Raw genomic sequence first — 24,735 nt, 5'->3', positions numbered from 1 at the left:
GCGCGGCGGGCTTCGTTACCTGACCGGGATCGGCGTGCCGGCCGGCACGGGCACGGCGGTCACGCTGTTCTTCGGGCTGCCCGTTGCGATCCGGTCGCTGTAGGTCAGGTAGACGAGCGTGTTGCGTTTCTTGTCGACGACGCGCACGACGTGCAGCGTCTTGAAGATGAACGACAGCCGCTCGCTGAACACGTCGGTCTGCTGCCTGAGCGGCTCAGTGAAGCGGATCGGGGCGACCTGCCGGCACGCGATCGACGCCTCGGTCGGGTCCTCGGCGATGCCAAGCGTGCCCTTGATGCCGCCCGTGCGTGCGCGCGACACGTAGCAGGTAACGCCGCTCACGAGCGGATCGTCGTACGCTTCGACGACGACGCGATCGGAGCCCGTCAGGCGGAAATTGGTGTTGACGCTGGCGACTTCCTCGCCGCGCGCGGCGGTCGTTGCGATCGGAAGGAGGGCGGCGCAGGTCGCGAGGACAGCGAAATAACGGTTTTTCATCGGTGGCGAGGCGGCAGACGTGGCGAGAAGCGGAGCACGACTCTAGCACGCCGCCGGGTGCGCGACGGTGCGCGGCGCAACGAAAACCTGGAGGGGAAAGGCAAAAAGGCCCGTCGCGAACGACGGGCCTTCGAAGCTGGCTCCCCGACCTGGGCTCGAACCAGGGACCTACGGATTAACAGTCCGGCGCTCTACCGACTGAGCTATCGGGGAATAAAACGGTTCGGCATGCTTGACGCCTCGAAACAGCAGCGCAAGGCGATCATCGGCCATGAAAAAGCCCGTTTGAAACGGGCCTTTGCAATTCTTGGCTCCCCGACCTGGGCTCGAACCAGGGACCTACGGATTAACAGTCCGGCGCTCTACCGACTGAGCTATCGGGGAACAAACAGCAGAGAAACGAGATTCTATGGGGCGCTGGCCGATCTGTCAACACTTTTGCGTACCGGCACATATCGGCGCCGTCACGCGGCGTCGGGCCGCGCCCCGCGGGCGATCAGCGCTCGAGCAGGTGCAGCTTGTCCTGCACGTCCTTCCACTCGTCGGCGTCGGCGGGCGCGGGCTTCGTCTTCGTGATCGACGGCCAGTCCTTCGCGAGCTCGGCGTTCAGCGCCGTGAACTGCTGCTGGTCGCCCGGCACGTCTTCTTCCGCGTAGATCGCGTTGGTCGGGCATTCGGCGACGCACACCGCGCAGTCGATGCACTCGTCCGGATCGATCGCGAGGAAGTTCGGGCCTTCACGGAAACAGTCCACAGGGCACACATCGACGCAATCCGTGTATTTGCACTTGATGCACGCTTCGGTCACAACGTGGGTCATTCAAAACGCTCCTGCGGCGGTATCTAGGTATGTATAGGGGGCGGCGGCGTGGCGCCAAAAGCGGCATTGTAACTGATGCGTCAAACCCGCATCGTGCGCTCGGCTTTCCCTTTTATACCGTTTCGTGATTAGTTTATGGCGGTTTGCGCGGTCCCGCGGCGTTCCGGCGCGGCGCGACGCCGCATTCGGGTAACATGCGTCAACCGGAGGGCGGGCGCGCGGGGCGCGCAAACGCTCGGGCTCCGTTTCGATTTTGGCAGTCTGGAATCATGATCATCACTTCGCTGCTCGATACCGACCTGTACAAATTCACGATGATGCAGGTCGTCCTGCATCACTTCCCGGCCGCAAGCGTCGAATATCGCTTCAAGTGCCGTACCCCCGGCGTCGATCTCGTGCCGTACATCGACGAGATCCGCGCCGAGGTCCGCTCGCTCTGCGAGCTGCGCTTCACCGATCCCGAGCTCGACTATCTGCGCCGGCTGCGTTTCATCAAGAGCGATTTCGTCGATTTCCTCGCGCTCTTTCACCTGAACGAGAAGTACATCTCGATCATGCCGTCGCAAAAGGGCAACGGCGAGATCGACATCGAGATCAAGGGGCCGTGGCTGCATACGATCCTCTTCGAGATTCCGGCGCTCGCGATCGTCAACGAGGTGTACTTCCGCAACACGCAGCGCCGGCCGGATTACCGCGAAGGGCGCGGCCGGCTGCGCGAGAAAATCAAGCTGCTCGGCGCGAAGCCGGAATTCGCCGACTGCAAGATCGCCGACTACGGCACGCGCCGCCGCTTCTCGAAGGTCTGGCACGAGGAGGTGCTGCGCACGCTGCAGGACGGGCTCGGTCCGCAGTTCGCCGGCACGAGCAACGTCTATTACGCGATGAAGCACGAGATCACGCCGCTCGGCACGATGGCGCACGAATATCTGCAGGCGTGCCAGGCGCTCGGCCCGCGGCTGCGCGATTCGCAGACCTACGGCTTCGAGATGTGGGCGAAGGAATACCGCGGCGACCTCGGGATCGCGCTGTCCGACGTCTACGGGATGGACGCGTTCCTGCGCGACTTCGACATGTATTTCTGCAAGCTCTTCGACGGCGCGCGCCACGATTCGGGCGATCCGTTCGACTGGGGCGAGCGGCTCATCAAGCACTACGAGGAAAACCGCTGCGACCCGCGCACGAAGGTGCTCGTGTTCTCCGACGCGCTCGACATCCCGAAGGTCATGCAGTTGTACGAGCGTTTTCGCGGCCGCTGCAAGCTCGCGTTCGGCGTCGGCACGAACCTGACCAACGATCTCGGCTACCAGCCGCTGCAGATCGTCATCAAGATGGTGCGCTGCAATGGGCAGCCGGTCGCGAAGCTGTCCGATTCGCCCGGCAAGAGCATGTGCGACGACAAGGCGTATCTCGCGTATCTGCGCCAGGTGTTCGGGATCACGCAGCCGCCCGACGACGACGCGGGCAAGTGACCGCCGTCCGCGCGTCGTATCGGCCGGTATAATCGGGCCGGTATCGAAAGCCATCGTCACGAGGAGTTCATGGACACATCGGCTGCCCGCCGCAACATCCTCGCGCGCATCCGCGCGGCGCAGGGCCGCCCGGCCGAGCTGGCCGGCGTGGAGCGCGAGCATGCGGCCGACTACGTCGCGCGTCATCCGGCGGGGCCGCGTCCACCGCTCGGCGACGATCTCGTTTCGCGCTTCGTCGACGAGGCGCTGCGGCTCGCGACGACGGTCGACACCGTCGCGTCGATGCGCGATGCGCCCGCCGCGGCCGCCGCGTATCTGCAGCGCATGGGGCTCGGCGCGCAGGCGATCTCGTGGCCGACGCTCGATGCGCTCGACTGGGCGGGCGCGGGGCTCGCGGTCGAGTTCAGGAAGCCTGTCGACGGCGATCGCATCGGCATCACCGGCTGTTTCTGCGCGACGGCGGAAACCGGTTCGCTGGTTCTGCTGTCTAGTCCGAAGACGTGCTCGTCCGCCGCGCTGCTGCCCGAGACCCACATCGCGCTCGTGAGCGCGTCGCGCATCGTCGCGGGGCACGAGGACGCGTTCGCGCTGATCCGCGCGGAGCGCGGCGTGTTGCCGCGCGCGGTGAACTTCGTGTCGGGACCGTCGCGCACCGGCGACATCGAGCAGACGATCGTGCTCGGCGCGCACGGGCCGTCCCGCGTTCACGCGATCGTCGTGCGCGACGCGTGACGAGTGACGCGACGGCCGCCGCCGCTGCGTTACGCGCCGTATCCATTCGCATTTCAAGAGGAATTCATATGAAACGACATGCCGCCTGGGCGGGCATGGCGCTGGGAGGCGCGTTAGGCGCCGCTCCCGCGCTCGCATCGGCCGCAACGCTCGACGGTGCCGCGCTTTCCGCGTTCTGGGCGGTTCCGTTCGCGGGCATCCTGTTGTCGATTGCGCTCTTTCCGCTGATCGCGCCCGTGTTCTGGCATCACCATTTCGGCAAGATCGCGGCGGCGTGGGCGGTCGCGTTCCTGGTTCCGTTCGCCGCGACGTTCGGCTTCGGCGCCGCGTTCGGCACGCTGATGCACGCGCTCTTCGAGGAATACATTCCGTTCATCGTGCTGCTGACGGCGCTGTACACGGTGGCGGGCGGCATCTGCGTGCGCGGCAACCTGCACGGCACGCCGAAGCTCAACACGGGCATTCTCGCGCTCGGCACCGTGCTCGCGAGCGTGATGGGCACCACCGGCGCCGCGATGCTGCTGATCCGGCCGCTGCTGCGCGCGAACGACAATCGCAAGCACGTCGTGCACGTCGTCGTGTTCTTCATCTTTCTCGTGGCGAACGCGGGCGGCTCGCTGTCGCCGCTCGGCGATCCGCCGCTCTTTCTCGGCTTTCTGAACGGCGTCGATTTCTTCTGGACGACGATCCATCTCGCGCTGCCGATGCTGTTCATCTGCTCGATCCTGCTCGCGCTCTTCTTCGTGCTCGATACGTATTTCTATCGAAAGGGCGGCGAGGAAGGCAAGCCGTTCCTCGATCCGACGCCCGATTCGCACGGCGTGTCGATCGAGGGCAAGATCAACTTCGTGCTGCTCGGCGCGGTGATCGCGCTCGTGCTGATGAGCGGCCTCTGGAAGCCGGGCGTCACGTTCGATCTGTTCGGCACGCACGTCGCGCTGCAGAACGCCGTGCGCGACGTGGCGCTCGTCGTGGTCGCGCTCGTGTCGCTCGCGATCACGCCACGCTCGGCGCGCGACGGCAACGCGTTCAACTGGGCGCCGATCGAGGAGGTCGCGAAACTGTTCGCCGGCATCTTCGTGACGATCGCGCCCGTGATCGTGATCCTGCGCGCGGGCGGCGACGGCGTGTTCGCGCCGATCGTCCATCTCGTCACGGGCGCGGACGGCAAGCCGGTTGACGCGATGTACTTCTGGGCGACGGGCGTGCTGTCGTCGTTCCTCGACAACGCGCCGACCTACCTCGTGTTCTTCAATCTCGCGGGCGGCGACGCGCAGGCGCTGATGACGACAGGGGCGACGACGCTCGCGGCGATCTCGGCGGGCGCCGTGTTCATGGGCGCGAACAGCTACATCGGCAACGCGCCGAACTTCATGGTGAAGGCGATCGCGGAGTCGCGCGGCGTGAGGATGCCGAGCTTCTTCGCGTACCTCGGCTGGGCGCTCGCGATTCTCGTGCCGGTGTTCCTGCTGACGACGTGGGTGTTCTTCAGCGGTCAGGCAAGGTGACGATAATGGCCGCGCGGGCGGCGGGCGGCGCGATGCGCGCGCCCGCCGCCCGCGCGGCGTGACGGAGACGGCAATGCAGAAAATCCTGGTCGCGCGCTCGATCTTTCCGGACGTGATCGAGCGGCTCAAGCAGTATTTCGACGTCGACTGGAACGACGGCGACGCGCTTGCCCCCGACGTGCTGAAGGCGCGCCTCGCGGACAAGGACGGCGCGCTGACGGCGGGCGACATGATCGACGCGTCGGTGCTCGCGGCCGCGCCGCGGCTGCGCGTCGTGTCGAACATGGCGGTGGGCTACAACAACTTCGACATCGGTGCGTTCAACGCCGCGCACGTGCTCGGCACCAACACGCCCGACGTGCTGACCGAGACGACGGCCGACTTCGGCTGGGCGCTGATGATGGCGGCCGCACGGCGGATCGCCGAATCCGAGCACTGGCTGCGCGCGGGGCAATGGCGCAAGTGGTCGTACGACAGCTTCCTCGGCGCGGACATTCACGGCGCGACGCTCGGCGTGATCGGCATGGGCCGCATCGGCCAGGCGCTCGCGCGTCGCGCGCGCGGCTTCGCCATGCGCGTGATCTATCACAACCGCTCGCGCGTCGCGCCCGAGATCGAGGCCGAGCTGGGCGCGGAGTACGTGTCGAAGGCGGCGCTCCTCGCGCAGGCCGATCACGTCGTGCTCGTGCTGCCGTACTCGGCGGAAAGCCACCATACGATCGGAGCGGCCGAGCTCGCGCTGATGAAGCCGACCGCGACGCTCACGAACATCGCGCGCGGCGGGATCGTCGACGACGCGGCGCTCGCCGACGCGCTGCGCGACAAGCGGATCGCGGCGGCCGGCCTCGACGTGTTCGAAGGCGAGCCGAGCGTGCATCCGGCGCTGCTCGACGTGCCGAACGTCGTGCTGACGCCGCACATCGCGAGCGCGAGCGAAGGCACGCGTCGCGCGATGGCGAATCTCGCGGCGGACAACCTGATCGCGGCGCTCGGCGCCGGGCCGCGCGCGGGGCGTCCGCCGAATCCGATCAATCCCGGCGTGCTGGGGAAGGCTCGCATATGACTGAAACCTTGTTGCTGGCGGCCGTCGTCGCATTGGCGGTGGCGCTCGCCATCGCGCTCTTCGTGCTGCTGCGCGGCGGCTCGCGCGGCGACGGCCTCGAGCGGCTCGCCGGGCAGATCGACGACGCGAACGACGCGCACGCGCACGCGGCCGAGCGGCTGGAGCGCGAGCTGCGCGCGGAGATCGTCGACGGCGCGCGCAGCTCGCGCACCGAACTCGCGGGCAACTTCGCGCAATTGCAGCAGACGCTCGCCGCGCAGCTCACGAGCGTCGCGACCGTGCAGAACAACCAGATCGACGGCTTCGCGCAACAGCTCGCGAAGCTCGTCGCGGGCAACACGCAGCAGTTCGACGCGATGCGCGACACGCTGCAGCGGCAGGCGCAGCTCGCGCGCGAAGAGCAGGGCACGGCGCTCAGGCATTTCGGCGACACGCTCAATCAGCAGCTCACGCAACTGACGGAAGCGAACGATCGCCGGATCGGCGAGGTGCGCGCGACGCTCGAGACGCGCCTGAAGGAAATCGAGGCGAACAACGCGGCGAAGCTCGACGAGATGCGCCGCACCGTCGACGAGAAGCTGCATGCGACGCTCGAGCAGCGCCTGGGCGAATCGTTCAAGCTCGTGTCGGACCGGCTCGAGCAGGTGCATCGCGGGCTCGGCGAGATGCAGACGCTCGCGGCGGGCGTCGGCGACCTGAAGAAGGTGCTGACGAACGTGAAGACGCGCGGTACCTGGGGCGAAGTGCAGCTCGAGGCGCTGCTTGAGCAGATGCTGACGCCCGATCAATATGCGAAGAACGTCGCGACGGTGCCGAAGAGCAGCGAGCGCGTCGAGTTCGCGATCCGGCTGCCGGGGCGGCACGACGAAGGCGCGACGGGCGGGGAGCCGGTGTGGCTGCCGATCGACGCGAAATTTCCGCGCGAAGACTACGAGCGCCTGATCGACGCGCAGGAGCGCGCGGATGCGGCGGCCGTCGACGAGGCCGCGCGCGCGCTCGAGGCGCGGATTCGCGCGGAGGCGCGCACGATCTCGGAGAAGTACGTCGCGCCGCCGCATACGACCGATTTCGCGCTGCTGTTTCTGCCGACCGAAGGGCTCTACGCGGAGATCCTGCGCCGCCCCGGCCTCACCGATCTGCTGCAACGCGACTATCGCGTGACGGTGGCCGGCCCGACGACGCTCACGGCGCTCCTGAACAGCCTGCAGATGGGCTTTCGCACGCTCGCGATCGAGAAGCGCTCGAGCGAGGTCTGGCAGGTGCTCGGCGCGGTGAAGACCGAGTTCGGCAAGTTCGGCGACGTGCTCGCGCGCACGAAGTCGCAGCTCGAGACGGTCACGCGCTCGATCGAGGCGGCCGAGCAGCGCACGCGCGTGATGAACCGCAAGCTGAAGCAGGTCGAGGCGCTGCCGGGCGAGGTCGCGAACGGCCTGCTCGGCGCGGACGGGGCGGAGGTGGACGAGAGCTGACGCGCGCCTCTTCCGCGCAAAACGAAAACGGGGCGCCGCGTGCGCCCCGTTTGTTTTGCCGGTTCAGTCGTGCGCCGATGATCGGCATCGACTTCCATCGGCGAGCGCGTCGCTCTCGTCGCTCGTCGGCGACGGCCGGCCCGCGAGCCGCGCAACGTGCGCTACGCGGTGCCGTTCGCGAGCTGGGCGAGCGTGTCGCCCGTCACGCGCACGACGCGCCAGTCGGGCATTATCTGTGCGCCCATCTTCCGATAGAACTCGATCGCCGGCTGATTCCAGTCGAGCACGGTCCACTCGAAGCGCGCGCAGCGGCGCTCGACGGCGATCGCCGCGAGCCGGCGCAGCATCCGCGTGCCGAGCCCCGTGCCGCGCTGCGACGGCTGCACGTACAGGTCTTCGAGATACAGGCCGCGGCGGCCGACGAACGTCGAATAGTTGTGAAAGTAGAGCGCATAGCCGACGATCGCGCCGCCGTTCACCGCGACGAGCGCCTCGGCGGACGGCCGCGCGCCGAACAGCGCGTCGGCGAGATCCGCTTCGGTCGCGACGAACAGATGCGTGAGCTGCTCGAATTCGGCGAGTTCGCGCATCAGCGCGAGCATCGCGGGCACGTCGGCCGCCGCTGCCGCGCGGATCGCGGTCGTGTCGCCGGCGCTCACGCTTCCTCCGGCGCGTCCGACAGCACGATCTCGATGCCGCCGAAGCGCGAGGCGACCCAGTTGTACGCGTGGCAGGCGATCCACAGCAGCACGAAGCCGACGATCGCGTTCAGGAGCAGCGCGCTGAAGATCGTGCTGAAGATCGTGCCGAGCCCGACTGACTGTTCGCGAAAGAACGCGTTGACGATCCCGAGCAGCACGATCGGCACGCTGAACGTCAGATAGACGAGGATCAGCGCTTTCGCGGTCTGCCCCGGCGCGATCGATGAGATTTGTTTTTTCATATGCGAGTTGCCCCCGTGGAAGTGCTGAGTACGGATTCAGATGGCGCCGTCGAACGGCAGGATGTCGACCGTCGCGCCGGCGTCGACGCGGGCGGCGTCGTGCGCGAGCACGATGAAGCAGTTCGCGTCGCTCAGGCTCTTGAGCGATGCCGAGCTTTGCGAGCCGGCGGGCGTCACGCGCCAGACGCCGCCCGCGTCGCGCGCCGCGTGGCCGCGCAGGTATTCGGTGCGGCCCGCGCGCTTCTTGAGCGGCGCGTCGCAGATGGCCGGATAGCGGGGAAGCGGCTGCGCGTCGGCACCCATCATCGCGAGGAGCGCGTCGCGCACGATCACGGTGAAGGCCGCCGCGACCGCGACCGGGTTGCCCGGCAGGCCGAAGAAGAGCGCGGGCCGTCCGTCGCGCCCGCTCGCCCAGACGCGCCCGCATGCGAGCGGCCGGCCCGGGCGCATCGCGACGCTCGCGAACGTGACGTCGCCGAGCGTGTCGAGCAGCGCGCGCGTGAAATCCGCGTCGCCGACCGACACGCCGCCCGACGTGATCACCGCGTCCGCCTGCGCGGCCGCCGTCTTCAGGGCGCTTTCGAGCGCAGCGGGATCGTCGCGCACGATGCCGAGATCGAGCGTCTCGACGCCGAGGCGCGCGAGCATTCCGACGAGCGTCGCGCGGTTGCTGTCGTAGAGGCCGCCTTCGCGCAGCGGCTCGCCCGGCGTCTGCAGTTCGTCGCCCGTCGAGAACAACGCGACGCGCACGCGCCGGCGCACCGCGACGTCGGCGATGCCGAGCGAAGCGAGCAGGCCGAGATCGGCCGCGCGCATGACGCGGCCGGCGGCGAGCGCGCTCGCGCCGCGCGCGAGATCTTCGCCCGCGCGCCGGCAGTGGTCGCCGCGCGCGGCGGCCGAGGCCGCGAAGCGCACGACGTCGCCCGCAGCATCCACTTTCTCCTGCGGGATCACGGTGTCGCAGCCCGCCGGCATCTGCGCGCCCGTCATGATTCGCACGCACGCGCCTTTCGCGACGCGGGGGCCGTCGAACGGGTGCCCCGCGAGCGCGCGGCCCGCCACCGCGAGCGCCAGCGTGCCGTCGGCGGCAGGCGCGGCGAGCGCCGCGCCGTCGAACGCGTAGCCGTCCATCGCGGCGTTGTCGTAGGCGGGAATGTCGAACGGCGAGGCGACGTCGTCGGCGAGCACGCGGTCGAGCGCATCGCGCAACGCGACGCGCTCGACCTGCGCGACGCGTTCAGCGAAGCGCAACGCGAGCGCGCGCGCTTCGTCGACGGTCAGCGCGACGGCGTGCTCGGACGTGGCGGATGGCGTAGGCGTGGTGTGCGTGGTCATCGGTGACGAGGCGCCGCTAGGCGGATTGTGTTCGGGGCCGGCGCCCGGCCGCCGCTGTGAAACGCTCGCGTCGCAAGCGGCGGGCGGCGGGCGGCGGGCGGCAGGCGGCGCGCGGAACGCGGTGCGGCCCGTCATGCGCGTTCGAGGCCGGCCAAGTCCCGCAAAGAGTTTGCATTGTAAAACGCCCGCTCGTCGCCAAACGGCACTTCGGCCGTCTTGTGGCGTGCGTACCACGCGCGCATCTTGCGCTCGCCGGCCGCGAGATACGCGGCGAGATCGTCGGCGAGCGCGGTGCGCACGAGTGCGAAGACGGGCTGCGGCGCGATGCCGCCGCCCGCGTCGACAGTCGTCGCGAACGCGATGTCCGCGCGCTGCGCGTCGAGCGCGGCGGTGAGGCGCGCGGCGAGATCGGCGGGCAGGAACGGCGAATCGCACGGCACGCACAGGACGAGCGGCGTGCCGGCCGCGCGCATGCCCGCGGCGAGCCCGGCGAGCGGGCCGGCGAAGTCCGCGTGCGCGTCCGCGACGATCTGCGCGCGAAACGGCGCGCCGAGCGTGGCGTAGGCATCGAGATGGCGATTCGCGCTGATGACGAGCGCGTCGACTTGCGGCGCGAGCCGGCGCAGCACATGCAGCGCGAGCGGCTCGCCGCGCAGCGGCTGCAACCCCTTGTCGACGCCGCCCATTCGCGTGCCGCGTCCGCCCGCGAGCAGCAGGCCGGTGATCGGGGCGGCGGGCGCGGCGCACGACGACATGGCAAGAGCGGGGGCGCGTGGAGCGGGCGGGCCTAGCCGCCGATGTAGGACATTTCGACGCGCTTCGCTTCGCCCGCTGCTTCTTCCGTCGCCTGCGCGCTGCCGCGCAGTTGCGAGTAGCGGTCGGTACGCGCCTGCCAGATGTGGCCGATCAGCGCGGCGATCTGCTCGTCGGTCGCGCCGCCGCGCACGAGGCTGCGCAGGTCGTGGCCGGACGATGCGAAGAGGCACAGATACAGCCGGCCTTCGGTCGACAGTCGCGCGCGCGTGCAATTGCCGCAGAACGCGCGCGTGACGCTCGAGATCACGCCGATCTCGCCGCTGCCGTCCGCGTAGCCCCAGCGCTGCGCGGTCTCGGCGGGCGTGTGCCGCTCGAGCGGCACGAGCGCGAAATGCTCGGCGATGCGCGCGATCACGTCGGCGGACGGCAGCACCTCGGCCATGTTCCAGCCGTTCGACGTGCCGACGTCCATGTACTCGATGAAGCGCAGCACGACGCCCGTGCCCTTGAAGCGGCGCGCCATCGGCACGATCTCGGCGTCGTTCGTGCCGCGCTTGACGACCATGTTGACCTTCACGGGCGAAAGGCCCGCCGCATGCGCGGCGAAGATGCCGTCGAGCACGTCGGTGCTCGCGAAGTCGGCATCGTTCATGCGCTTGAAGAGCGTGTCGTCGAGCGCGTCGAGGCTGACCGTCACGCGCGACAGCCCCGCGTCGCGCAGGCTCTTCGCCTTGCGCACGAGCAGCGAGCCGTTCGTCGTCAGCGTGATGTCGAGCGGACGGCCGCCGGCGGTCGTCATTTTCGCGAGGCGCTCGATCAGGAATTCGATGTTCTTGCGCAACAGCGGCTCGCCGCCCGTGATGCGGATTTTCTCGACGCCGTGTGCGACGAAAAGCCGCGCGAGGCGCTCGATTTCCTCGAGCGTCAGCAGCGCGCTGTGCGGCAGGAACGGGTAATCCTTGCCGAACACGGTGCGCGGCATGCAGTACACGCATCGGAAGTTGCAGCGGTCCGTGACCGAGATGCGCAGGTCGCGCAGCGGGCGCGCGAGGGCGTCGCGCAGCGTGCCGCTCGGCGCGAGCAGGGCGCCGGACAGATCGGGCGCCGTGCTCACCGGGGTCACGGGGATGATGCGTCGGGACATGAGCGTTGCAAGATAAGCCAGACCTCCATTTTAGCTGGAAGCGCCGCACGCGGCCGGGCATGGAAACCCGCAGAACCGGAGCACAGACAAAAAAAGCCCGCCTTTCGGGGCGGGCTTTTTCGGGCGAAGGACGACCGGATCAGCGGTGCGTCGTCTCGACTTGCTGCATCGGCGTTGCGTCGACGGGCGGCAGCGGCTTGCGTTCGCGCGGCGCGCGCACGGGCGGCACGATTTGCGCGGCGGCGGCTTGCGCGGCGCGCAGCTTGTCCGTGTCCGTGTTGACCCAGACAAGGCCGGCGGATTCGAGCACCGTTTCGAGGCTCGCGCCCGGCGCGGCTGCGACGGGGGCCGGGGCGGGCGCCTCGGCTTGAGCGGCTGCCGGGACGTGCGTCTCGGCGACGGGAGCCGGTTCGTGCGCGATATCCGCTTCGACCGGCGCGGCCGCGACAGGCGCGGGCTGCTGCGGCTCGGCGGCCGGCGCGGGCTCCGCGACCGGGGCCGAAGCGACCGCGGGCGCGGCGACTTCGGACGCTTCCGCGGCCGGCGCCTCGGCCGCAGCGGCTTCGGCGGGGGCGGTTGCAACCGGAGCGGCTTGCTCGTGCGCGATGTCGGCCGCAGCCGGCTGCGCGTGCGCCGTGGTTGCCGGCGCGGCTTGCTCGACTTCGGCTTGCGCCGGTGCTTCGACGGGGCGAGCAGGCGCTGCTTCGGCCTCTGCCCCGGTCCGTGCCGTGTCGGCGACTGGCGCTTCGGCCGCCGGTTGCGGCTCGGCCTTCGCGCCGCTCTCGACATGCGCGACCGTTTCCGCCGCGACGGCTGCCGCCGCGATCGCCGCCGCGCCCGCACCCGCTTGCGCGGCATGCTGCGGCTCGTGACCGGCGACGGGCGCGACGCCCCGCTGCGCCGGCTCGGCATGCTCGACCGTTTCAGCCGTCACGCCTTCGCCGCCTTCCGCCGCCTGCACTGCGCCTTCGTCTTCACGCTCGCGGCGGCCGCCACGGCGACCGCGGCGGCGGCGGCGGCGCTCTTCGCCGTCGCGTGCGTTCGAATCCGCGTCGACGCCGGCTTCCGCGCCAGGCGCGTGCATTGGCTTCTCGGCGGCTTCCGCGTGCGCACTTTCGCCGCGGTTCACGGTTTCGAGCGTCGCGGCGTGCGGGGCCGGCTTGCGGCGCTCGCCGCGTTCACGGCGCTCGCCGCGCGGCGCTTCCGCGGCCTCGGGCGTTTCGGCGCGCTCGCGCGGTTCACGCGGTTCGCGTTGTTCACGTTGCTCGCGCGGCTCGCGGGGTTCGCGGCTTTCGCGCGCTTCGCGGCCTTCCCGGTTGTCCCTGCCGCCGCGTGCTTCGCGGCCTTCGCGCGGCTCGCGGGTTTCCTTGCCTTCGCGCTCGGCGCGCGGCGTCTGAGCGCGGCCGCCGCCGGCCGCGACCTGGTCGCGCCCGCCCGCCTGCTGCGCGGCGCCGCCGCGACGGTTGCGATTGCGATCGCCGCCGCGCTCGGCCTTCTCGCCGCGTTCACCGCGCTCCGCGCGCTCGCGCGCCGGACGCGCGGCCGTTTCCTGCGCGGCGGGCGCCGGTGCGGGCGCCGCGGCCGGCTGCACGCCGAACAGGCCCTTCAGCCACTTCATGAAGCCGCCGCCGCTCGCAGGCGCGGCGGCCACGGGCGCCGCCGCTTCCTGCGCGCTCTGGCGCTGCGGCGCGGGGCTCGGTGCCGGACGCTCGGGCGTGATGCCCTTGACGGCCGCTTCCTGGCGCGGCTTCGTTTCCTCGGCGCGCTTGCTGTAGCCGGTTTCCGCCTCGAGCTCGCGGGCGGCCTCCTCGGCCATCTTCCACGAGGCGCGCGGATCGTCGAGGCGCGCATCGTCGTGACGCAGGCGCTCGAGCTTGTAGTGCGGCGTATCGAGGTGCTTGTTCGGGATCAGCACGACGCCGACCTTGAAGCGCGACTCGATCTTGTTGATTTCCTGACGCTTTTCGTTGAGCAGGAAGGCCGTGACCTCGACGGGCACCTGGCAGTGGATCGCCGCGGTGTTCTCCTTCATCGCCTCTTCCTGAATGATCCGCAGCACTTGCAGCGCGGACGATTCGGTGTCGCGGATATGGCCCGTGCCGTTGCAGCGCGGGCAGGTCACGTGGCTGCCTTCGGACAGGGCCGGGCGCAGGCGCTGGCGCGACAGCTCCATCAGGCCGAAGCGCGAGATCTTGCCCATCTGCACGCGTGCGCGGTCGTGCTTGAGCGCGTCCTTCAGGCGCTGCTCGACCTCGCGCTGGCTCTTCGCCGATTCCATGTCGATGAAGTCGATCACGATCAGGCCGCCCAGGTCGCGCAGGCGCAACTGCCGGGCGACTTCGTCGGCCGCCTCGAGGTTCGTGCGGGTGGCCGTTTCCTCGATGTCTGCGCCCTTCGTCGCGCGCGCCGAGTTCACGTCGATCGCGACGAGCGCCTCGGTGTGGTCGATCACGATCGCGCCGCCCGACGGCAGCGGCACCGTGCGCGAGTACGCGGTCTCGATCTGGTGCTCGATCTGGAAGCGCGAGAAGAGGGGGACGTCGTCGTGATAGCGCTTCACCTTGCCGACGTTGTCGGGCATCACGATGTCCATGAACGCGCGGGCCTGATCGTAGATCTCGGTCGTGTCGATCAGGATTTCGCCGATATCCGGCTGGAAATAGTCCCGGATCGCGCGGATCACGAGGCTCGATTCGAGGTAGATCAGCATCGGCTGGCCGGGATGGCCGCTTTGCGACGCCGCCTCGATCGCGCGCCAGAGCTGCAGCAGGTAGTTCAGGTCCCATTGCAGTTCCTCGGCGCTGCGGCCGATGCCCGCCGTGCGGGCGATCATGCTCATGCCGTCGGGGATCTGCAACTGCGCCATCGTCTCGCGCAGCTCCTGGCGCTCGTCGCCCTCGATGCGGCGCGACACGCCGCCGCCGCGCGGGTTGTTCGGCATCAGCACGAGGTAGCGGCCGGCGAGCGAGATGAAGGTGGTCAGCGCCGCGCCCTTGTTGCCGCGCTCTTCCTTCTCGACCTGGACGATCAGCTCCTGGCCTTCGCGCAGCGCGTCCTGGATGCGCGCGGAGCGCATGTCGACGCCTTCCTTGAAGTACTGGCGGGCAACTTCCTTGAACGGCAGGAAGCCGTGGCGGTCTTCGCCGTAGTTGACGAAGCAGGCTTCGAGCGACGGCTCGATGCGGGTGACGACGCCCTTGTAGATATTGCCTTTGCGCTGTTCGCGTCCGGCGGTTTCGATGTCGATGTCGATGAGCTTCTGCCCATCGACGATGGCGACGCGCAGTTCTTCCTGCTGCGTCGCATTGAACAGCATGCGTTTCATTGAACGACTCCAGGCGGCTCTGCCGGCGGCGCGCTCCGGTTGTCAGGCGGAGCGCGGGGACGACGTCAGGCCGCGCCTTGTTGTGTTGTCACAAGCACGCTGGAGCGGGAACGATGGCGGGAGAATGGCCTGATGAGGCGCGAACCCATACGGCGGGCCGCGGCCAGAGGGCGCCTGCGAACACGGCTTCAAAGCACACGGCGTCGACACTCCGCGCGCCGCAGGGCGCGCCAAGCCTCCGACCGGGCACTGCCGCGGGGCGCGGCGCAAGTTGCGCGCGACGCCGGGTGGCGGCATATGCTGCGGCTCGGCCGCAGCGGGGAGTATCGAATCCAGCCCGACTTTCCCGCCTGGGGTGTTCCTTCCTTGGTTTTGACGTCGCCAAGCCCCGCGCTCTCGCGGGGCCATATCGGGCGCACGCCGTTCTATTCGCAACAGGAAGCTGCGCCGGGCCTACATCGCGCCGCGCCGCAGCCTCCAACAAATTCTTTTTGTCCAACATTCCGTTACCGCGGCACGGCTCAAACCGAATCCGCCTGTGGGCGCGATCCCTGCCTGAGCGCGGTGCCGTGCGTGCAACTTGCTGCTTTCATTCGTGAGGACGAGCAGCACGCCCCGGGCGCAAGTAAAATAACAGTTTGCGCTTGCGCCTCGCGCAGTCCGCCCGAAAACCGGCCGATCAGGCCGCTCCGCTACGGAAGGCTGCGCAAAATTATATTCAGTATGAATGAGTTAGGCAAAAAATCCCATAATTCGATCGCGAGCGGCCAGGTTTCGCTCATCGAGATCGACGAAAGCGCCGCCGGGCAGCGCATCGACAACTTCCTGCTGCGCGTCTGCAAGGGCGTGCCGAAGAGTCATATTTACCGGATTCTGCGCAGCGGCGAAGTTCGCGTGAACAAGGGCCGGATCGATGCGCAATACCGGCTCGCGTTCGGTGACGTCGTGCGCGTGCCGCCCGTGCGCGTCGCGGCGGCCGATCTCGCGCGCGCGGCAGGTCTCGCACCCGTGCCTGCCGCCGCGTTCGAGATCCTGTTCGAGGACGACGCGATCATCGCGCTGAACAAGCCGGCGGGCGTCGCCGTGCACGGCGGCAGCGGCGTCGCGTTCGGCGTGATCGAGCAGATGCGCCACGCGCGGCCGCACGCGAAGTTCCTCGAGCTCGCGCACCGGCTCGACCGCGAGACGTCGGGCATCCTGATGCTCGCGAAGAAGCGCTCGGCGCTCGTCGGGCTGCACGAGCAGATCCGCGAGAACCGGATGGACAAGCGCTACTTCGCGTGCGTGCACGGCGACTGGGCGGCCGACTGGGGCCGCCGCCGCACCGTGAAGGCGCCGCTTTTCAAGTACGCGACGCCTGACGGCGAGCGGCGCGTGCGCGTCCAGGAAGACGGGCTGCCGTCGCACACGGTGTTCAATCTCGTCGACCGCTGGCCGGACTATGCGCTCGTCGAAGCGGAACTCAAAACGGGTCGGACCCATCAGATTCGCGTGCACCTCGCCCATCTCGGCCTGCCGATCGTCGGCGACGCGAAGTACGGCGATTTCGCGCTGAACAAGGCGCTTTCGCGCGCGAACGCGGCGCCGTCAATCAAGCGGATGTTCCTGCACGCGCACCGGCTGCGCTTCGCGCATCCGTTGACGGGCGAGCCGCTGCAGTTCGACGCGCCGCTGCCCGCCGAATGCCGGCAATTTCTCGATCAACTCACCGACTTGCGCGACACCGCGTGACAAGCATGGCCCGACAGCAATTTGATCTGATCGTCTTCGACTGGGACGGCACGCTGATGGATTCGACCGCGCACATCGCGCAGTGCATCCAGGCCGCGTGCCGCGATCTCGGCGTGCCCGCCCCGTCCGACGAGGCCGCCCGCTACGTGATCGGACTCGGCCTGCGCGATGCGCTCGCCGTGACCGCGCCGAGCGTCGATCCCGCCGACTATCCGCGGCTTGCCGAGCGCTACCGGTTCCACTACCTGATCAAGGATCAGCGAACCGAGCTTTTCGGCGGCGTGCGTGAGATGCTCGAAGAGCTGCGCGACACGGGCTACCTGCTCGCCGTCGCGACGGGCAAGGGGCGCGTCGGGCTGAACCGCGCGCTCGACGAGGCGAAGCTGACGAGCCTCTTCGGCGCCACGCGCTGCGCGGACGAGACGTTCTCGAAGCCGCATCCGGCGATGCTGCAGGAATTGTCGCGCGAACTGGGGCAGGATCTGGCGCGCACCGTGATGATCGGCGACACGACGCACGACCTGCAGATGGCGGCGAGCGCGGGGGCGGCGGGCGTCGGCGTCGCGTACGGCGCGCATTCGGCCGACGCGCTCGCTGCGCTGTCGCCGCGCTTCGTCGCGCCCGACGTCGTATCGCTCGCCGGCTGGCTGCGGGAGCACGCATGACGGGCGGCGGCGATGCGCGCTTCGTGTGCGCGGCCGACGCGCTCGTCGACGGCGGCGCGGGCGTGCGGATCGACGCGTCGCTGCGCGGCGAGTCCGTCGTCGTGTTCTTCGTGCGCTACGAAGGGCGCGCGTACGGTTACCTGAACCGCTGCGCGCACGTGCCGATGGAGCTAGACTGGATCGAGGGACAGTTCTTCGAATCGTCAGGCTTATACTTGATGTGCGCGACGCACGGCGCGATTTATGAGCCCGAGACGGGCAGGTGCGTCGGCGGCCCGTGCCGCGGCGCGCGGTTGCGCGCCGTCCGGGTCGACGAGCAGGACACGCCCGACGGCCGCGCGGTGTTCTGGCTGCCCGACGGCGATCTGCGCCCGGCCCCTTCTGACCACCACTGACTTTCACGCATGTCCGATCAAATCAATCCGCCCGATTCGTCTTCGTCCTCCGCGGCGAACGCCGCCACCCGCGAACCGAACTGGGAGCGCGCCGTGCTCGAGCGCGTTGCGCTTGCGGCGATCAAGGAGCAGCGCGCGGCGCGCCGCTGGAGGATTTTCTTCCGCTTCGCGTTCCTCGTCGTGCTCGGCGCGCTCGCGTTCGCGTTCCTGAGCGTATCGGGCGACGGCAGCAAGCTCGCGAGCGGCCGCCACACGGCCGTCGTGACGATCGAAGGGGAGATCGCCGCGAGCACCAACGCGAACGCCGAGGACATCAACACGGCGCTCGACAGCGCGTTCGAGGATTCGGGCACGGTCGGCGTCGTGCTGAAGATCAACAGCCCGGGCGGCAGCCCGGTTCAGGCGGGCATCGTCTACGACGAGATCCGGCGGCTGCGCAAGAAGTATCCGGGCAAACCGCTTTATGTCGTGGTCTCCGACATGTGCGCGTCGGGCGGCTACTACATCGCCGCGGCGGCGGACAAGATCTACGTCGACAAGGCGAGCATCGTCGGCTCGATCGGCGTGCTGATGGACGGCTTCGGCTTCACCGGGCTGATGGGCAAGCTCGGCGTCGAGCGGCGGCTGCACACGTCGGGCGAGAACAAGGGCTTCTTCGATCCGTTCTCGCCGGAGACGCCGAAGATGGACGCGCACGCGCAGGCGATGCTCGACCAGATCCACGAGCAGTTCATCAAGGCGGTGAAGGACGGCCGCGGCGCGCGCCTGCACGAATCGCCGGACATCTTCTCCGGGCTCTTCTGGACGGGCGCGAAGAGCATCGAGCTCGGCCTCGCCGACGATTACGGGACGACCGACACCGTCGCGCGCGACGTGCTGAAGGCGCCGGACCTCGTCGACTACACGGTCAAGGAAAGCCTGACCGACCGCGTCGCGCGCCGCTTCGGCGCGGCGGTGGGCAAGGCCGCGCTGAAGGCGGCCGTCGCCGGCGGCGAGCTGAAGCTGCGCTGACGGCGCGGAACGCTTCGCTCAGTTCGCGAGCAGCAGGAAGATCGCGGGGCGCTTGTGCAGATCGGGCACAGGCGCCTTTTTCCATTGCGCCGCCGAGCGGCTCGCGATCGTCTCGGTCGCGAGCGTCAGGTCGGCCGCGACGCACACGAGCGTCGACGGCGCGCACGTCGCGACGAGCGCGTCGAGCATCGCGTGATTGCGGTATGGCGTCTCGATGAAGATCTGCGTCTGGTTCGCGTGGCGCGACTGCTGCTCGAGCTCGCGCAGGCGCTTCGCGCGCGCGGCGGCGTCGACGGGCAGGTAGCCGTGGAACGCGAAGCTCTGGCCATTCAGGCCGGACGCCATCAGCGCGAGCAGGATCGAGCTCGGCCCGACGAGCGGCACGACCTTCACGCCGCGCTCGTGCGCGCGGCGCACGAGCAGCGCGCCGGGATCGGCGACGGCGGGGCAGCCGGCTTCCGACACGAGCCCCGCGTCGGCGCCCGCGAGCACCGGCGCGAGCAGCCTGTCGATTTCGCCTGCGGGCGTCTTCACGTTCAACTCGCGGATCTCGATTTCCTGGATCGGCCGCTCGGTGCCGATTTTCTTCAGGAACGCGCGAGTCGTCTTCGCGTTCTCGCCGATGTAGTAGCCGAGCGACGCGGCGCGCGCCTGCACGGCGGCGGGCAGCACGGCGGCGAGCATCGCGGCGTCGCCATCGCCGAGCGTGTTCGGAATCAGATAGAGCGTGCCTGCCGTCATCGTCCGTTCGCTCCGTCGGCGGCCGGCGCCGGCGCGCCGAAAAGGGGATAGCTCGCCGCGCGCAGCATTCGGGTGAGCGCGATGAGCGGCAGGCCGACGAGCGCCGTCGGGTCGTCGGATTCGATCGCGTCGAGCAGCGCGATGCCGAGCCCTTCCGATTTCGCGCTGCCCGCGACGTCGTATGGCGTCTCCGCGCGCAAATAGGCGTCGAGTTCGACGTCGGTCAGCGCGCGGAACCGCACGCGCGTCACGATGTCTTCGACTTGCGCCGCGCCGGAGCGGCTGTCGTACAGGCAAAGCGCGCTGTGGAATTCGACGTCGCGGCCGCGCATCGCCTGCAGTTGCGCGAGCGCGCGCTCGTGCGAGCCGGGCTTGCCGATCTGCAGCCCGTCGAAGGTCGCGACCTGGTCGGAGCCGATCACGAGTGCGCCGTGAGGCGCCTGGACGCGCTCGGCCGCGGCGCGCGCCTTCGCGGCGGCGAGCCGCAGCGCGGTCGCGGAAGGCGTTTCGTCCGGCAGCGGCGTCTCGTCGACTTCGGGCGTGACGACGTCGAACGGCGCGCGCAGGCGTTCGAGGAGGTCGCGCCGGTAGCGCGAGCTGGAGGCGAGGATCAGCCTGGGTGGGCTGGAAGCGTTGTGCTGCATGATGGTCGGGTATCGGTCGGTTCGGGAGATCCGGGTTGAAGGAATGGCCGCCGCACTGCGCGCGGGCGCGCGGCGGCCGCGTGTTCGGCGAAGCAGTCTTAAGTATTTGACTCGAAAAGATAAAACGGGTATGCTCTTGCGCTTTTCATCGGCAGGGGTTTTGCGAGCGCCCGACGGCGAACCGAGCAGCCCGGATGCGTCATGCATCCCGTGGCGCGGGACGCCGGGCCGCGCGGTCCGCTGCACGAACGAGTTGCATCGTGGGTTGATACGGCAGGAGCGCACATGAACCCGTCTTCAGGCAAGCCTGCGGTTTCGCTCGATCCGCACGCGATCGATCTGTTCGAATTTGCGCGCAGCGCTCGGCAGGCAGCGGGCGCCGTCCGGCTCTCGCAGTTGCCGCGCATGTTAAACGAAGTGCCGGCGGACGCGCCAGACCGCGACACCCTATTCACCTGGCAGGCGGAGGGCTCGACGCAGCCCGAGCTGCAGGACGACGGCGCCGAGGCGCAGCAGCCTTATCTGCGGCTCGCGCTGCACGGCGCCGCGTGGCTCGAATGCCAGCGCTGCATGACGCCGTACGAGCAGTCGTTCGACATCGACGTCGTGTACCGGATCGTCGCCACCGAAGAGGAGGCGGACGAATTTCCGCTCGACGAAGATGAAGTCGATGTGATCGTCGGCTCGCGCCAGTTCGATTTCGCCGGCTTGATCGAAGATGAGTTGCTGCTTTCGCTGCCGCTCGTGCCGAAGCACCAAGTCTGTCCGGCGGTGCACGAAAGCCTGGTATTGGGCGCGAGCGGTCCCGCGGCCGATGCGGACGATACGTCCGACGAAGCGGCGGGCGAAAGCGACAGGCCGAATCCGTTCGCGGCGCTCGAAGCGCTGAAAAAGGGCGGCGACGGCAATAAACACTAAGCAGTTGGGGCGCGGGAAGGCGTGAGGCCGCAGGGCCGGGGTAGCAAGCGCCGGATCGGGCTGTGTTAGAATCCAAAAAATTATTTAGGAGTTAGTCATGGCAGTTCAACAAAACAAGAAGTCGCCGTCGAAGCGCGGCATGCATCGTTCGCACGATTTCCTGACGACCGCGCCGCTCGCCGTCGAGCCGAGCACGGGTGAAGTGCATCTGCGTCATCACGTCAGCCCGAACGGCTACTATCGCGGCAAGAAAGTCGTCAAGACGAAGAACGACTAAGCGTTTCCGTCTCCGTGGCGCGCGTCTGATGGCCATTCGGGCCCCTCGCGCGACAACCGGTTCGCTTGACACTTTCCTGGCTCAACAAAAAGGCGGCATTCAACTGCCGCTTTTTTGTGCCTGAAATTCGTCGCATTCCATGACTGTAAAGCTCACAATCGATTGCATGGGAGGCGACCACGGCCCGTCCGTGACCGTTCCCGCGGCAGTCAAGTTCGTTCGCTCGCATCCCGACGCGCAACTGATGCTCGTCGGCATCGAAAGCGCGATACGGGCGCAACTCAAGAAGTGCAAGGCGCTCGACGAGCCCGCGCTGTCCGTCGTGCCGGCCACCGAAGTGGTCGCGATGGACGATCCCGTCGAAGTGGCGCTGCGCAAGAAGAAGGATTCTTCGATGCGCGTCGCCCTCAATCACGTGAAGGAAGGCGAGGCGCAGGCGTGCATTTCCGCCGGCAACACCGGCGCGCTGATGGCGGTGTCGCGCTACGTGCTGAAGACGCTGCCCGGCATCGAGCGGCCCGCGATCGCGTTCGCGCTGCCGAATCCGACGGGCTACACGATGATGCTCGACCTCGGCGCGAACGTCGACTGCGAGCCGCAGCACCTGCTGCAGTTCGCCGAAATGGGGCACGCGCTCGTCGCGGCGCTCGAGGGCAAGGAGCGGCCGACGATCGGTCTTCTCAACATCGGCGAGGAGATCATCAAGGGGAACGAAACAATCAAGCGCGCGGGCGAGCTATTGCGCACGAGCACGTTGAATTTCCGCGGCAACGTCGAGGGCAACGACATCTACAAGGGCACTGTCGACGTGATCGTCTGCGATGGCTTCGTTGGCAACGTTGCATTGAAGACGTCCGAGGGCCTCGCGCAGATGCTCGCCGACATCATCAAGGAAGAGTTCAGCCGCTCGCTGCTGTCGAGGCTGATGGCGCTTCTCGCGCTGCCCGTGCTGCTGCGCTTCAAGAGGCGCGTCGATCATCGCCAGTACAACGGCGCGGCGCTGCTCGGGCTGCGCAGTCTCGTCATCAAGAGCCACGGCTCCGCCGACGCTTACGCGTTTGAGTGGGCGATCAAACGCGGGTATGATGCCGTCAAAAATGGCGTGCTGGAGCGCCTTTCGCGAGCGATGGCGGAGAATGCCGCGCCGCTTGGCGAAAGCGGTCGCGACGCGGACGGGACGGGGCAGGCGAGTCCGTCCGCGGGCCAGCCAGCCGAGCCCTCCGCCGCGCTTTCCTCGAAGACATGATGGCCCAATCGACCCTCTATTCCCGCGTGCTCGGCACGGGTAGCTATTTGCCGCCCGACCGCGTCACGAATCAAGAACTCGCCGATCGCCTCGCGAAGGACGGCATCGAGACGAGCGACGAGTGGATCGTCGCGCGCACGGGCATCCACGCGCGGCACTTCGCCGCGCCCGACGTGACGACGAGCGATCTCGCGCTCATCGCCGCGCAGCGCGCGATCGAGGCGGCCGACGTCGATCCGCAGTCGATCGACCTCATCATCGTCGCGACGTCGACGCCCGATTTCGTTTTCCCGAGCACCGCGTGCCTGCTGCAGAACAAGCTCGGCATCAAGAACGGCGGTGCCGCGTTCGACGTGCAGGCGGTGTGCTCGGGCTTCGCCTACGCGCTCGCGACGGCCGACAGCTTCATCCGCACGGGGCAGCACCGCACCGCGCTCATCGTCGGCGCGGAGACGTTCTCACGCATCCTCGACTTCAAGGACCGCACCACCTGCGTGCTGTTCGGCGACGGCGCGGGCGCCGTCGTGCTGTCGGCGTCCGAAGAGCCGGGCATCCTCGGCAGCGCGCTGCACGCGGACGGCAGCTACTCGAACATCCTCTGCACGCCGGGCAACGTGAACCGCGGCGTCATCGCGGGCAGCGCATTCCTGCACATGGACGGCCAGGCCGTCTTCAAGCTCGCCGTGAATCTGCTCGAGAAGGTCGCGGTCGAAGCGCTGTCGAAGGCGGATCTCGCGCCGGAACAGGTCGATTGGCTGATTCCGCACCAGGCCAATATCCGTATCATGACGAGCACGTGCCGCAAGCTCGGCCTGCCGCAGGAACGCATGATCGTCACTGTCGACGAGCACGGCAACACGTCCGCCGCGTCGATTCCGCTCGCGTTCGACGTCGCGGTGCGCGACGGCCGCATCAAGCGCGGCCAGCACGTGCTGATCGAAGGCGTCGGCGGCGGCTTCACGTGGGGCGCGTCGGTCTTCCGCTACTGAGCCCGCACTTTCCGCGCATCCCATCGGCGCGCCGGGCGCAGTGCGCCGCTCGAATCGATTCAATTGGGGACGATATGAAATTTGCATTCGTTTTTCCGGGCCAGGGCTCGCAATCGGTCGGCATGCTCAATGCGTTCGCCGACGTCGCCGTCGTGCGCGAGACGCTCGACGAAGCGTCCGACGCGCTGGGGCAGGACATCGGCAAGCTGATTGCCGACGGCCCGGCCGACGAACTCAATCTGACGACGAATACTCAGCCCGTGATGCTGACGGCCGCGTACGCGTGCTATCGCGCGTGGCAGCAGGCGGGCGGCGCGCAGCCGTCGATCGTCGCCGGCCACAGCCTCGGCGAATACACGGCGCTCGTCGCCGCGGGCGCGATCGCGTTTCGCGACGCGCTGCCGCTCGTGCGCTTTCGCGCGCAGGCGATGCAGACGGCCGTGCCCGTCGGCGTGGGCGGCATGGCGGCGATTCTCGGCCTCGACGACGACACGGTGCGCGCGGTGTGCGCCGAGGCGTCGGCATCGGGCGTCGTCGAAGCGGTGAATTTCAACGCGCCCGCGCAGGTCGTGATCGCGGGCACGAAGGCGGGCATCGAGAAGGCCTGCGAGATCGCGAAGGCGAAGGGCGCGAAGCGCGCGCTGCCGCTGCCCGTGTCGGCGCCGTTCCATTCGTCGCTGCTCGAGCCGGCCTCCGACAAGCTGCGCGAATATCTCGCGAACGTCGACGTGAAGGCGCCGCGGATTCCCGTCGTCAACAACATCGACGTCGCGGTGGTGTCCGATCCCGCGGCGATCAAGGATGCGCTCGTGCGCCAGGCGGCGGGGCCCGTGCGCTGGGTCGAGTGCGTGCGGCACATCGCCCGCGAGGGCGTGACGCACGTGATCGAGTGCGGCCCGGGCAAGGTGCTCGCCGGCCTCACGAAGCGCATCGACAGCAACCTGGTCGGCACGTCGGTGTTCGATCCGGCGTCGCTCGACGAAGCGCTCAAGCTCGCCGCCGCCTGACTCCGTCAGGCGCTCGAGCTTGCCGATTCAACCGAAACACGGAACCACT

Annotated in this window: 24 protein-coding genes, 2 tRNA genes and 1 pseudogene; 14 read left to right on the top strand and 13 right to left on the bottom strand. The window is 68.6% G+C overall.

The genetic code is table 11. The features are described from left to right. Positions 1 to 15 precede the first annotated feature (15 nt). The 5 genes and pseudogenes from WS92_RS23600 to WS92_RS37275 form a co-directional block, all read right to left on the bottom strand. Positions 16 to 498: a CreA family protein gene (locus WS92_RS23600; RefSeq protein ID WP_006025778.1), complete on the bottom strand. Its 483-nt coding sequence runs from the start codon at positions 496 to 498 to the stop codon at positions 16 to 18. 137 nt (positions 499 to 635) lie between these two features. Then, positions 636 to 711: transfer RNA gene (locus WS92_RS23595), tRNA-Asn, on the bottom strand. 95 nt (positions 712 to 806) lie between these two features. Then, positions 807 to 882, bottom strand: a tRNA-Asn gene (locus WS92_RS23590). A gap of 112 nt (positions 883 to 994) precedes the next feature. Beyond that, a complete protein-coding gene (gene fdxA, locus WS92_RS23585) occupies positions 995 to 1,318 on the bottom strand; it encodes a ferredoxin FdxA (protein ID WP_009913193.1) in 324 nt (107 codons plus the stop codon). Beyond that, positions 1,236 to 1,447: pseudogene (locus WS92_RS37275) on the bottom strand (hypothetical protein). Before WS92_RS37275 ends, fdxA begins: the two are co-directional and overlap by 83 nt. Before the next feature lie 140 nt (positions 1,448 to 1,587). On the opposite strand from WS92_RS37275, the gene pncB reads away from it, so the two are divergent. From pncB to rmuC, 5 genes are all read left to right on the top strand, one after another. After that, the gene (gene pncB / locus WS92_RS23580) at positions 1,588 to 2,787 is read left to right on the top strand and encodes a nicotinate phosphoribosyltransferase (RefSeq protein ID WP_059934008.1); all 1,200 of its coding nucleotides are present in this window, start codon (positions 1,588 to 1,590) and stop codon (positions 2,785 to 2,787) included. 69 nt (positions 2,788 to 2,856) lie between these two features. Next, complete coding sequence (locus WS92_RS23575) at positions 2,857 to 3,519, top strand: LutC/YkgG family protein (protein ID WP_059934006.1); 663 nt, start codon at positions 2,857 to 2,859, stop codon at positions 3,517 to 3,519. 68 nt (positions 3,520 to 3,587) lie between these two features. Then, the gene (locus WS92_RS23570; protein WP_015602286.1) at positions 3,588 to 5,027 is read left to right on the top strand and encodes a sodium:proton antiporter; all 1,440 of its coding nucleotides are present in this window, start codon (positions 3,588 to 3,590) and stop codon (positions 5,025 to 5,027) included. Between the two features lie 73 nt (positions 5,028 to 5,100). Continuing rightward, positions 5,101 to 6,090: a 2-hydroxyacid dehydrogenase gene (locus WS92_RS23565; RefSeq protein ID WP_015600377.1), complete on the top strand. Its 990-nt coding sequence runs from the start codon at positions 5,101 to 5,103 to the stop codon at positions 6,088 to 6,090. Continuing rightward, positions 6,087 to 7,559 (top strand): DNA recombination protein RmuC, encoded by a 1,473-nt coding sequence (gene rmuC / locus WS92_RS23560; RefSeq protein WP_059934004.1) that lies wholly within the window; start codon positions 6,087 to 6,089, stop codon positions 7,557 to 7,559. The genes WS92_RS23565 and rmuC overlap by 4 nt, the downstream gene beginning before the upstream one ends. A gap of 161 nt (positions 7,560 to 7,720) precedes the next feature. Here the strand turns inward: rmuC and WS92_RS23555 are convergent, their stop codons facing one another. The 6 genes from WS92_RS23555 to WS92_RS23530 form a co-directional block, all read right to left on the bottom strand. Continuing rightward, positions 7,721 to 8,161 carry a GNAT family N-acetyltransferase gene (locus tag WS92_RS23555; protein WP_059934127.1) on the bottom strand — a complete coding sequence of 147 codons (441 nt, stop codon included), beginning with the start codon at positions 8,159 to 8,161 and terminating at the stop codon, positions 7,721 to 7,723. Positions 8,162 to 8,214: 53 nt separating this feature from the next. Next, positions 8,215 to 8,502, bottom strand: a complete 288-nt coding sequence (locus tag WS92_RS23550; RefSeq protein WP_004192965.1) for a hypothetical protein — start codon at positions 8,500 to 8,502, stop codon at positions 8,215 to 8,217. 36 nt (positions 8,503 to 8,538) lie between these two features. Further along, the gene (gene glp / locus WS92_RS23545) at positions 8,539 to 9,837 is read right to left on the bottom strand and encodes a molybdopterin molybdotransferase MoeA (RefSeq protein ID WP_059934002.1); all 1,299 of its coding nucleotides are present in this window, start codon (positions 9,835 to 9,837) and stop codon (positions 8,539 to 8,541) included. 131 nt (positions 9,838 to 9,968) lie between these two features. Continuing rightward, positions 9,969 to 10,592, bottom strand: coding sequence for a molybdenum cofactor guanylyltransferase MobA (gene mobA, locus WS92_RS23540; RefSeq protein ID WP_015600724.1), 624 nt, complete (start codon positions 10,590 to 10,592; stop codon positions 9,969 to 9,971). 32 nt (positions 10,593 to 10,624) lie between these two features. Further along, the gene (moaA, locus tag WS92_RS23535; protein WP_015601640.1) at positions 10,625 to 11,737 is read right to left on the bottom strand and encodes a GTP 3',8-cyclase MoaA; all 1,113 of its coding nucleotides are present in this window, start codon (positions 11,735 to 11,737) and stop codon (positions 10,625 to 10,627) included. Positions 11,738 to 11,876: 139 nt separating this feature from the next. Next, positions 11,877 to 15,062 carry an Rne/Rng family ribonuclease gene (locus tag WS92_RS23530; protein WP_059934000.1) on the bottom strand — a complete coding sequence of 1,062 codons (3,186 nt, stop codon included), beginning with the start codon at positions 15,060 to 15,062 and terminating at the stop codon, positions 11,877 to 11,879. 723 nt (positions 15,063 to 15,785) lie between these two features. Between WS92_RS23530 and WS92_RS23525 the strand changes: the two genes are divergently transcribed. From WS92_RS23525 to WS92_RS23510, 4 genes are read left to right on the top strand one after another with little or no spacing between them, the layout of a single operon-like run. Continuing rightward, complete coding sequence (locus tag WS92_RS23525) at positions 15,786 to 16,793, top strand: RluA family pseudouridine synthase (RefSeq protein ID WP_006025790.1); 1,008 nt, start codon at positions 15,786 to 15,788, stop codon at positions 16,791 to 16,793. A gap of 5 nt (positions 16,794 to 16,798) precedes the next feature. Next, positions 16,799 to 17,458 carry an HAD-IA family hydrolase gene (locus tag WS92_RS23520; RefSeq protein WP_006025791.1) on the top strand — a complete coding sequence of 220 codons (660 nt, stop codon included), beginning with the start codon at positions 16,799 to 16,801 and terminating at the stop codon, positions 17,456 to 17,458. Continuing rightward, the gene (locus WS92_RS23515; protein ID WP_059933998.1) at positions 17,455 to 17,853 is read left to right on the top strand and encodes a Rieske (2Fe-2S) protein; all 399 of its coding nucleotides are present in this window, start codon (positions 17,455 to 17,457) and stop codon (positions 17,851 to 17,853) included. Before WS92_RS23520 ends, WS92_RS23515 begins: the two co-directional genes overlap by 4 nt. A gap of 9 nt (positions 17,854 to 17,862) precedes the next feature. Then, complete coding sequence (locus tag WS92_RS23510) at positions 17,863 to 18,864, top strand: S49 family peptidase (protein ID WP_006025793.1); 1,002 nt, start codon at positions 17,863 to 17,865, stop codon at positions 18,862 to 18,864. 18 nt (positions 18,865 to 18,882) lie between these two features. Here the strand turns inward: WS92_RS23510 and WS92_RS23505 are convergent, their stop codons facing one another. Next, positions 18,883 to 19,605 (bottom strand): SAM-dependent methyltransferase, encoded by a 723-nt coding sequence (locus WS92_RS23505; protein WP_006025794.1) that lies wholly within the window; start codon positions 19,603 to 19,605, stop codon positions 18,883 to 18,885. Then, positions 19,602 to 20,249: a Maf-like protein gene (locus tag WS92_RS23500; RefSeq protein WP_059933996.1), complete on the bottom strand. Its 648-nt coding sequence runs from the start codon at positions 20,247 to 20,249 to the stop codon at positions 19,602 to 19,604. Before WS92_RS23500 ends, WS92_RS23505 begins: the two co-directional genes overlap by 4 nt. 285 nt (positions 20,250 to 20,534) lie before the next feature. Here WS92_RS23500 and WS92_RS23495 point away from each other — a divergent pair, with 285 nt between their 5' ends. From WS92_RS23495 to fabD, 5 genes are all read left to right on the top strand, one after another. Beyond that, on the top strand, positions 20,535 to 21,167 hold the full coding sequence (locus tag WS92_RS23495; RefSeq protein ID WP_059933994.1) for a YceD family protein: 633 nt from the start codon (positions 20,535 to 20,537) through the stop codon (positions 21,165 to 21,167). Positions 21,168 to 21,264: 97 nt separating this feature from the next. After that, on the top strand, positions 21,265 to 21,444 hold the full coding sequence (gene rpmF, locus WS92_RS23490) for a 50S ribosomal protein L32 (RefSeq protein WP_006025797.1): 180 nt from the start codon (positions 21,265 to 21,267) through the stop codon (positions 21,442 to 21,444). Between the two features lie 139 nt (positions 21,445 to 21,583). After that, positions 21,584 to 22,690 carry a phosphate acyltransferase PlsX gene (gene plsX, locus WS92_RS23485; protein WP_009913176.1) on the top strand — a complete coding sequence of 369 codons (1,107 nt, stop codon included), beginning with the start codon at positions 21,584 to 21,586 and terminating at the stop codon, positions 22,688 to 22,690. Continuing rightward, positions 22,690 to 23,679 (top strand): beta-ketoacyl-ACP synthase III, encoded by a 990-nt coding sequence (locus WS92_RS23480; protein ID WP_015602461.1) that lies wholly within the window; start codon positions 22,690 to 22,692, stop codon positions 23,677 to 23,679. The genes plsX and WS92_RS23480 overlap by 1 nt, the downstream gene beginning before the upstream one ends. 74 nt (positions 23,680 to 23,753) lie before the next feature. Next, positions 23,754 to 24,686, top strand: coding sequence for an ACP S-malonyltransferase (fabD, locus tag WS92_RS23475; protein ID WP_059933992.1), 933 nt, complete (start codon positions 23,754 to 23,756; stop codon positions 24,684 to 24,686). Positions 24,687 to 24,735: the final 49 nt, after the last annotated feature.

Origin of the sequence: Burkholderia sp. MSMB1588 (genome assembly GCF_001546925.1) — a bacterium.
Taxonomy (GTDB): Bacteria; Pseudomonadota; Gammaproteobacteria; order Burkholderiales; family Burkholderiaceae; genus Burkholderia; species Burkholderia humptydooensis.
This window is presented reverse-complemented; position numbering and strand designations above follow the sequence as displayed.